General features: G+C 68.7%; 7 protein-coding genes. 4 read left to right on the top strand and 3 right to left on the bottom strand.

Translation table 11 applies throughout. From position 1 onward, the window contains the following. A partial coding sequence (locus tag HR086_RS41385; protein ID WP_254626670.1) for a condensation domain-containing protein occupies nucleotides 1-1,861 on the bottom strand: 1,861 nt, incomplete at its 3' end. 252 nt (nucleotides 1,862-2,113) lie between these two features. Between HR086_RS41385 and HR086_RS41380 the strand changes: the two genes are divergently transcribed. After that, nucleotides 2,114-3,289: an OmpP1/FadL family transporter gene (locus tag HR086_RS41380; RefSeq protein ID WP_305794120.1), complete on the top strand. Its 1,176-nt coding sequence runs from the start codon at nucleotides 2,114-2,116 to the stop codon at nucleotides 3,287-3,289. Here HR086_RS41380 and HR086_RS41375 read toward each other — a convergent pair whose 3' ends face one another. Next, nucleotides 3,290-4,096, bottom strand: a complete 807-nt coding sequence (locus HR086_RS41375) for a cyclic nucleotide-binding domain-containing protein (protein ID WP_371745681.1) — start codon at nucleotides 4,094-4,096, stop codon at nucleotides 3,290-3,292. It abuts the gene before it with no gap. A 159-nt stretch (nucleotides 4,097-4,255) separates the two neighbouring features. Continuing rightward, the gene (locus HR086_RS41370; RefSeq protein ID WP_174468373.1) at nucleotides 4,256-4,936 is read right to left on the bottom strand and encodes a Crp/Fnr family transcriptional regulator; all 681 of its coding nucleotides are present in this window, start codon (nucleotides 4,934-4,936) and stop codon (nucleotides 4,256-4,258) included. A gap of 241 nt (nucleotides 4,937-5,177) precedes the next feature. Here HR086_RS41370 and HR086_RS41365 point away from each other — a divergent pair, with 241 nt between their 5' ends. The 3 genes from HR086_RS41365 to HR086_RS41355 form a co-directional block, all read left to right on the top strand. Beyond that, on the top strand, nucleotides 5,178-5,951 hold the full coding sequence (locus tag HR086_RS41365) for a 2,3-dihydro-2,3-dihydroxybenzoate dehydrogenase (RefSeq protein WP_174468372.1): 774 nt from the start codon (nucleotides 5,178-5,180) through the stop codon (nucleotides 5,949-5,951). A 135-nt stretch (nucleotides 5,952-6,086) separates the two neighbouring features. Further along, nucleotides 6,087-7,319, top strand: a complete 1,233-nt coding sequence (gene dhbC, locus HR086_RS41360; protein WP_141646963.1) for an isochorismate synthase DhbC — start codon at nucleotides 6,087-6,089, stop codon at nucleotides 7,317-7,319. Beyond that, nucleotides 7,316-8,939, top strand: a 1,624-nt coding sequence (locus HR086_RS41355; RefSeq protein WP_174468371.1) for a (2,3-dihydroxybenzoyl)adenylate synthase, incomplete at its 3' end; no start/stop codon positions are given. The genes dhbC and HR086_RS41355, both read left to right, overlap by 4 nt.

Genomic DNA, 8,939 nt, shown 5'->3' with positions numbered 1-8,939 from the left:
GATTCGCTCGCTTCTCCAACTGCGCGTACGTCAGCTCCTCCCCTTCGAACACCACCGCCACCGCCTCCGGCGTCCTCCCCGCCTGCGCCTCCACCAACTCGTGCGCGCAGACCTCGATGCGTGATTCGACGGTCGTCGCGTTCCACGTCTCCAGCACGAGGTGTCGGTCCAGCTCCGTCACGAGGGACAGCTCGGACAGGCGCAGGTGAGGCGCCACCACCGCTCGCTCCAGCAAGCGCTCCAGATGCGCCACCAGGCGCTCCGCGGTCGCGGGCTCGTAGAGGTCGGTGCGGTACTCCAGCATCCCCGACAGCCCCGTGGGCGACTCGCTCAGCGTCAGCGTGAAGTCGAACTTCGAGGTGCCGCTGTCCACATCCAGCGGACGAAAGCGCAGCCCCGGACTCTCCAGCGCGGCCATGGGGGTATTGACCAGGACCAGCGCCACCTCGAAGAACGGCGAGCGCTTGGGCTGGCGCTCCGGCTGGAGCGCCTCCACCAGCTTCTCGAAGGGCACGTCCTGGTGCGAGTACGCCCCCAGCGTCGTCTCACGCACGCGAGACATCAGCTCACGGAACGTCGGGTCTCCGTCCAGCTTGGTGCGCAGCACCAGCGTGTTCACGAAGAAGCCGATGAGTCCTTCCGTTTCCGGAGAGGTGCGTCCCGCGACAGGGGCCCCCACGCAGATATCGTCCTGCCCCGAGTACCGCGACAGCAGCGCCTGAAGCCCCGCGAGGAGCCCCATGAACAGCGTGGCGCCCTCCTGACGACAGAAGCCACGCAGCATGCGGACCAGCCCCACCGGCAGCTCCACCTTGAGCACCGCGCCCGGGTTGGAGGCCCCGGCGATGCGAGGGTGGTCCGCCGGAAGCTCCAGCGCGGGCGGGGCGCCCTCCAGGCGCTGCCTCCACCACGAGAGCTGTCGCTCCAGCGCCTCCCCTCGCAGCCGCTCGCGCTGCCGCACCGCATGGTCCGCGTACTGGAGGGGCAGCTCCGGCAGCGGCGAGGGCCGGCCCGCGCTGAAGGCCTCGTAGAGCGCGACCACTTCCCGGATGAGCACGGAGATGGACCACGCATCCGAGATGATGTGGTGCATCGTGACGACGACCACATGCTCGCGCTCCGTCAGTCGCAACACCCGCGCGCGCAAAAGCGGACCCCGGACCAGGTCGAACGGCCGCCGAGCTTCCTCGCGCACGGTGCGCAAGCCGATGGCTTCACGCTCCGACTCCGGCAGGTAGCGCAGGTCCTCCACTTCCAGGGCCATGGGCGCGTTGCCCGCGTGAGCCACCACCTGGAGCGGCCGCCCATCCCTCGCGGGAAACACCGTGCGCAGCGACTGATGTCGACACACCAGCTCCGTGAACGCCCGCTCCAGCGCCGCCACGTCGAGCGTCCCCTCCAGCCGCAACGCCGCTGGCAGGTTGTAGAGCGGGCTGCCCGGTGCGTACTGGTCCAGGAACCACAGTCGCTGCTGCGCGAACGACAACTCCGCCTGACGCTCGCACGGAACCAGCGATGACGGCCGCGCCTCACGCGAGGGATGCAGTGGCTCCAGCACCTCTCCGGGCTGCAACGCCACCAGCGCATCGATACGTCCCGCCAGCGCCGATACAGTCACCAGGTCGAACATCTCCTGAAGCGACAGCTCCACCCGCAACGACGTCCGGATGCGCGAGAGCACCTGTGTCGCAAGCAGGGAGTGGCCACCGAGCTCGAAGAAACTGTCGAGCGCGCCCACCTGCGGGATGTTCAACACCTCACTCCAGATATGCGCGACCGCGCGCTCCGTGTCGGTGCGGGGTTCCACCGCACGGGTGACGCTGCGCTCTACGAGGAGGTCCTGGGAGCGTGGCTGGGTCATGGCGAGGGGCCTGGGAGGGGAGTCCAGGTAAAACAAGTCTTACTGAGAAAACCTGTGCAAATGCACGCAGCCCCCTACCAAGGATGACGGGTTCACACTTGGGCGCGTGGTGTACGACTGACCCGGGGATGCATCGTTCAGGGCAGGGCATCCGTAAAATTGCTTCAAGCCTGGATGACCAGCGCACTGCGCCAAAGCAGACTGTCCTATAGTGCTCGTTTCAAACCGACCATGAAAACAACGCTCTCACTCATGACGCTCCTCGCCGCTGGTGTCAGCCACGCCGCGGGGTTTCAGATCGACACGCAGAGCGCTCGCGCCACGGGCCTGGGCAACGCGGCCACGGCGTGGCTGGAGGACTCGTCCGCGATCTATTCCAACGCGGCCAACATCCTGGGCGTGAAGACGTTGGACATCACCGTGGGCGACACCGGAATCCTCCCGAGCCTGAAGTTCACGCCGACGGGGGGCACCACGCAGGGACAGAAGCTGACGCTGTCACCACCGCCGCATGTCTTCGCGGTGTTTCGGCCCTTCGAGAAGCTCGCGTTCGGCGTGGGTGCGTACACGCCCTATGGCGCGCGCAGCCACTGGGAAGAGGACTTCGTGGGGCGCTTCCGCGGGCAGGAGTCGAACCTCGCCGCGTATTACATCAACCCCACCGTCGCGTATCAGCTCCACGAGTCCGTCCGCGTGGGCGCGGGCGTGGACGTCGTGCGCTCCACGGTGGAGATCCGCCGGGCGCTGAACTTCCTGGAGAGCGAGGGCTCCATCCACCTGGGCGGCGGCGCCTGGGGAGTGGGCTTCAACGCGGGGCTCCAGGCGGAGCTGCTCCCCGGGGAGCTGACGCTGGGCGTGCACTACCGCAGCTCGGTCGCCGTCACGTTCGAGGGGAAGGCGGACTTCCAGAACATCCCCGTGGAGTTCCAGCAGCGCATGTCGGACCAGCGCGTGAGCGCGGACGTCACCTTCCCCGCCACGCTCGCCATCGGCCTGGCCTTCTATCCGATGGAGCGGCTGACCATGGCCCTGGACGCCCAGGTCACCTACTGGTCCAGCTTCGAGGAGCTGGCCATCACCTTCCCCGACACGCCGCAGCTCAACAACCCGTTGGCCAAGAGCTGGTCGACGAAGATCAAGTACCACCTGGGCGCCGAGTACGCCGTCACGCCCCAGCTCCAGGCGCGCGCGGGACTGGTGGCCGACCTGTCGCCGAGCCCCTCGGACACGCTGACGCCGGACCTTCCGGACGCGGACCGCTACAAGGTGGCCATCGGCGCGGGCTACACCACCACGGCCGGCCTGCGCGCGGACGTGGGCTACCAGTTCGTCTTCCTCGCGGACACGGAGAGCACCGCGCCGGGCATTGACGGAACCTACTCCGGCTCCGCGCACGTGCTCGGAGTGACGCTCGGCTACGCCCTGTAATCAGCCCCCGGGATTGGCGATGACGTCCATCGTCCGGTGCATGCGCGCCAGTCCCAGCCGCACGAGCGCGCGTCGCATCTCCGCCTGCCCCCAGAAGTGCTTGCGGAACACGTCCCGGTCCAACCGCAGCAGCGTGCAGGGCGTCAGGGCCTTCACCGTCGCCGTGGCCCGGTGCCCTCGCAGCAGGGAGACCTCGCCGAAGAGGTCTCCCTCCACCATGTCGGGATACGCCGTCGTGTGCCCATCCGCGTGCGTGTGGAAGACGCCGCAGCGGCCGCGCAACAGGATGTAGAGCGCCTCACCTGGCTGGCCGTAGGTGAGCAGTTGCGCACCGGCCTCCACCGCGCAGGGGACGAGCGCGCTGCCCAGCTGCGCCCACAGCTCCGGCGACAACTCGCTCAACACGGGACTGCCGCACAAGGCATCCGCGAGCAGCCTCTCGCGACACCGCATGGCGACCACCGGAGCGTCCAGTCCGTAGCGCGAGCCCGTCAGCGACAGGCCCGTGTGAGACAGCTCCCGCAGCACCGTCCGCTCCAGCGTGACGACGCTCGCGGTCCGGGGACACTTCGCCATCATCGCCAGCTCTCCGAAGAAGCCGCCGCCCGAAAGCTGCGTCACCAGGCGGGCCTCGCGCCTCCCGGCCTCCCGGTACACGCCCACCTTGCCTTCCAGGATGACGAACATCGACGAACCCGGGTCTCCCTCGCGAACCACCACGCGGCCCGCGGGCAGGAACCGCGTCCACACCGGGAGTGGAGCGGGCCCCACCGGCGACGCCTCGGGCGCGGGAATCGTGGCGCCCACGCGCGGGGACGATTCCCCAGGCTCGGAAGTCTGAGTCGAACAGGGACCTGGGGAAGCCAGACGCGCCATGCTGCCTCCACGGTGGAGCCGCATGACAAACCTAGACGCCTTTGAAATATGCCGCAGTGAACGGCTTCACATCCCGAATGCCCAGCGGTACTAAGGGGTTTCCCTACCCAGGCGCTCGGGATGGACCAGGGTGATGACTCCCCCCTCGTAGGACAGCAATCCCTCGCGCACATAGAAGCGCAGCCACTTGTTGGTGCTCTCCCGGGTCAACCCGCAGAGGTTCGCCAGGTCTGTCTGCGTGAGGTTGCAAGGGATGACCACACCTCCGGGCCCGTGAACACCCTGCTCCCTCCCCAGGTCAAGCAACACCCGAACCAGCCGCTCCCGCGCATCCAGGAAATGGGTGTCATGAACCAGCTGGGTGACATGCCTGACCATCTGGCTCAAGGTCGCCAGCAAGCCCAGCGAGACACCCGGACGGGTCTCCAGGAACCGGCGGAAGTCCTCCCTCTGGAGGGTCAGCAGCTCCGACTCCTCGCGCGCGACGGCATCCGTGGACCGGGGCTCTCCATCCAGCAACGCCAGCTCCCCGAAAAAGTCCCCCCGCCCCAGCAACGAGAGAATGACTTCCTTGCCGTCGGGCGAGCTCAGCCGGATGTCAATCTCACCGCGCCGGATGATGAACAGCGACGTCCCCACGTCTCCCTGATGGAAGACAACCTCGCCTCGCGCGAAACGCCGCGGACGCAGCAGCGAGGAAAGGCTGTCCAGGGCTTCGTCCTCCAGTCCAGCGAAGAGCGAGACTTCGGACAGCAGCGCAGCGTGTGACATGGCATCCCCCATGGCTCACCCAGACGCTCTCGCGCCCACGCGAATCAGAACCCACTCACTCCCCACATTGCATCACCCCCGCCCGGGTGGAAACGCGTCAACGCATTCGCCCCGGAGTCTCAGCACTCTTGACACCGCGCGGCGCACATGGCACTTAGTCGCCCAATAACGATAATGAGAACCATTCTCATTATCCCACTTTTACCTCGGACCCCTCGGGTACCGGCAGGAGAAGGCCCCGATGGGAGACACACCGCGAGTGGCACTGGTGACGGGTGCCGCGCAAGGCATTGGCGCCGAGGTCGCGCGGGTGTTGGCCGGTGAAGCGACCATCGCCGCGCTCGACACGAACGCGGAGGGCCTGCTGTCGCTGGTGGCGGAGCTGCGCGGCAAAGGCCAGCGGGCCACGGCCTGGCCCGTGAGCGTGAGTGACGCCTCCGCGGTGGAGACCGTCGTGGAGCGCATCGAGAAGGAGCTGGGGCCCATCCACACGCTCGTCAACGTCGCGGGGGTGCTGCGGATGAATCCGGTGGTGTCGCTCAGCGACGAGGACTGGGCCACGACGTTCGGGGTGAACACGAACGGGGTGTTCCATGTCTCGCGCGCGGTGGCCCGGCGCATGGTGCCTCGCCGCGCGGGGGTCATCGTCACCGTCGGCTCCAATGCCGCGGGGACACCCCGGATGCAGATGGCCGCGTATGCCGCGTCCAAGGCCGCGTCCACCATGTTCACCAAGTGCCTGGGCCTGGAGCTGGCTCAGTACGGCATCCGCTGCAACGTGGTGTCTCCGGGCTCCACCGACACGGCCATGCAGCGGGGCATGTGGAAGGACGAGCACGGCGCCGAGGCCGTCATCGCCGGAGCCTCGGAGACGTTCCGCGTGGGCATTCCCCTGCGGCGCATCGCCACGCCCCGGGACATCGCGGAGGCGGTGCAGTTCCTCGCGTCGGACCGCGCGCGACACATCACCATGCACGACCTCTGTGTCGACGGCGGCGCCACGCTGGGCGTCTGAGCCCGTGCCCTCCTCCACCCGGCGCCCGGGTGGCTCGAAGTTGAGATGGATTCTTTGTTTCAGGATTGAAACGACAGGTTTGCTCCAGGGCCGCGCCCGCGACGAGGGCGTGGCCTTCGGAACAGGAGGTTGGCTGTGAAGACGACCGAACGCGCAGTGGCAACCCAGAAGCTGGCCGCGCAGTTGCTCGAGAGCTACGAAGCGGGCTCCTCATTCTTCTTCGCCTCACCCCGCCGCACGTTGCTGGCGCAGGGCACCTTCGCCACGGTGCCGCACGTGGGCGGGACGAGCTCGCTCGCGCGGCTGCCCGAGCGCGTGGCGGCGGTGCTCAGCGAGGCGCGGCAGGCGGACCACGACATCCCGGTGGCGGTGGGCGCGGTGCCCTTCGACGGGCGCGTCCCGGCGCAGCTCGTGGTGCCGATGACCATCCAGCGCGCGGGGCCTCTCGTATTCGACGACGTGGCGATGCCCCACCAGGGCGTGCCCACGCGCTACACCGTGCAGCCCGTGCCGGAGCCGGCCGCATACCTGGACGGCGTGGCGCAGGCGCTGAAGCTGATGGAGAGCGGCCCGTTGCGCAAAGTCGTGCTGTCGCGCTCGCTGCACCTGAGCTCCACGACGCCCATCGACCTGCAGCGGCTCTTGCACAACCTGGCCCGGCGCAACCCGTCCGGTTACACCTTCGCGGCGGACCTGCCCACGCGCCCGGGGCTGATGCCCGGCGAGGGTCGGCGCACGCTGATTGGCGCGAGCCCGGAGCTCTTGGTGTCCCGCTCGGGAATGCAGGTGCTGGCCAACCCGCTTGCGGGCTCGATTCCGCGCAGCCCGGACCCGGTGGAGGACCAGGCTCGCGCGGCGGCCCTGCTCCAGTCCCCCAAGGATTTGCACGAGCACGCGGTGGTCATCGACGCGGTGGCGGAGGCCATGCGGCCGTTCTGCAAGACGCTGGATGTGCCCGCGAAGCCGTCGCTCGTCAGCACCCAGACGATGTGGCACCTGTCCAGCCGCATCGTGGGAGAGCTGGCGGACCCGTCCATTACGTCGCTGACGCTCGCCGTCGCGCTCCACCCCACCCCGGCCGTCTGTGGCTACCCGACGGAGCTGGCGCACGCGACCATCGGCCACATCGAGCCATTTGACCGCGGCTACTACACGGGCACCGTGGGTTGGTGCGATGTGAATGGTGACGGCCAGTGGGCGGTGACCATCCGCTGCGCGGAGGCGGACGAGAACTCGCTGCGGCTGTTCGCGGGCGCGGGCATCGTCGCGGGCTCCAAGCCGGAGTCGGAGCTGGCGGAGACCGAGGCGAAGTTCCGGACGATGCTGGTCGCCATGGGCCTGGGTCAGGGCGTCGAGGTGAAGCCGTGAGCCAGGGCGACTCCCGGCTGCCCGGCTGCCCCACGTGGCCCCAGGATTACGCCGAGCGCTACCGCCGCGCGGGCTACTGGAAGGGTGAGACCTTCGGACGGATGCTGCGCGAGCGCGCCGAGCGTCATGGCGAGCGCACCGCGCTGGTGTCCGGCAAGGAGCGCTGGACGTACCGCGAGCTGGACGCGCGCGTGGACCGGCTCGCCGCGGGCTTGAAGGGCCTGGGCATCCAGCCCCGGGACCGCGTGGTGGTGCAGTTGCCCAACATCGGCGCGTTCCACGAGGTGTGCTTCGCCCTCTTCCGACTGGGGGCCCTGCCCGTCTTCGCGCTGCCCGCGCACCGCGCCTCGGAGATCGGCTACTTCTGCGAGTTCACCGAGGCGGTCGCATACGTCATCGCCGACCGGCACGGCGGCTTCGACTATCGCAACCTCGCCACCAGCGTGCAGGCGAAGACGCCGTCGCTCCGGCACGTCATCGTCGTGGGAGACGCGGGGCCCTTCACGTCGCTGGAGAGCCTGTATGCCGACTCGCCCGTGGAGCTGACGGAGCCGCGTCCCGACGACGTCGCCTTCTTCCAGCTCTCCGGCGGCAGCACGGGCGTGCCCAAGCTGATTCCCCGCACGCACGACGACTACCTGTACAGCCTGCGGGCCAGCGCGGAGATCTGCCAGCTGGACGCATCGAGCGTGTACCTCTGCGCGCTGCCCGCCGCGCACAACTTCCCCATGAGTTCGCCGGGCGTGTTCGGCACGTTCTACGCGGGAGGCACCTCGGTGCTGGCCCTGCACCCGAGCCCCGACGTGGCCTTCCCGCTCATCGAGAAGGAGAAGGTCACCATCACCGCGCTGGTGCCTCCGCTGGCCATGGTGTGGCTGGACGCGGCCAAGGCGCGCCGGCATGACCTGTCCAGCCTGCGCGTGCTCCAGGTGGGCGGCGCGAAGTTCAGCGCCGAGGCCGCCGCGCGCGTGAAGCCCGCGCTGGGCTGCACGGTGCAGCAGGTCTTCGGCATGGCCGAGGGACTGGTCAACTACACGCGCCTGGACGACTCCGAGGAACTCATCGTCAACACGCAGGGCCGCCCCATCAGCGTGGACGACGAGGTTCGCATCGTCGACGAGGACGGCCAGGACGTGGCGACGGGTGAGACGGGCCAGTTGCTCACGCGCGGGCCGTACACCATTCGCGGCTACTACAAGGCGGAGGCGCACAACGCTCGCGCCTTCACGTCCGACGGCTTCTACTGCACCGGAGACCTGGTGCGGATGACCGCGGACGGCTACCTCGTGGTGGAGGGCCGCGCGAAGGATCAGATCAACCGGGGCGGCGACAAGGTCGCGGCGGAGGAAGTGGAGAACCACCTCCTGGCGCATCCGGAGGTCCACGACGCGGCCGTCGTCTCCATGCCGGATGCCTTCCTGGGTGAGCGCACCTGCGCGTTCGTCATCCCCCGGGGCACGCCTCCCGCCGCCACGTCGCTGACCGCGTTCCTGCGGGAGCGGGGGCTGGCGGCCTTCAAGATTCCGGACCGGGTCGAGTTCGTCGAGACGTTCCCCAAGACGGGCGTCGGCAAGGTCAGCAAGAAGGCGCTCCGCGAGACGCTGAGCCGCCCCACCGCTC

The sequence above is a fragment of the Myxococcus sp. CA039A genome, assembly GCF_013336645.1.
Taxonomy (GTDB): Bacteria; Myxococcota; Myxococcia; order Myxococcales; family Myxococcaceae; genus Myxococcus; species Myxococcus llanfairpwllgwyngyllgogerychwyrndrobwllllantysiliogogogochensis.
This window is presented reverse-complemented; position numbering and strand designations above follow the sequence as displayed.

Coding starts and splice junctions, on each gene's coding strand:
- HR086_RS41380 (WP_305794120.1), top strand. CDS start 2,114: ATGACGCTCCTCGCCGCTGGTGTCAGCCACGCCGCGGGGTTTCAGATC.
- HR086_RS41370 (WP_174468373.1), bottom strand. CDS start 4,936: ATGTCACACGCTGCGCTGCTGTCCGAAGTCTCGCTCTTCGCTGGACTG.
- HR086_RS41365 (WP_174468372.1), top strand. CDS start 5,178: ATGGGAGACACACCGCGAGTGGCACTGGTGACGGGTGCCGCGCAAGGC.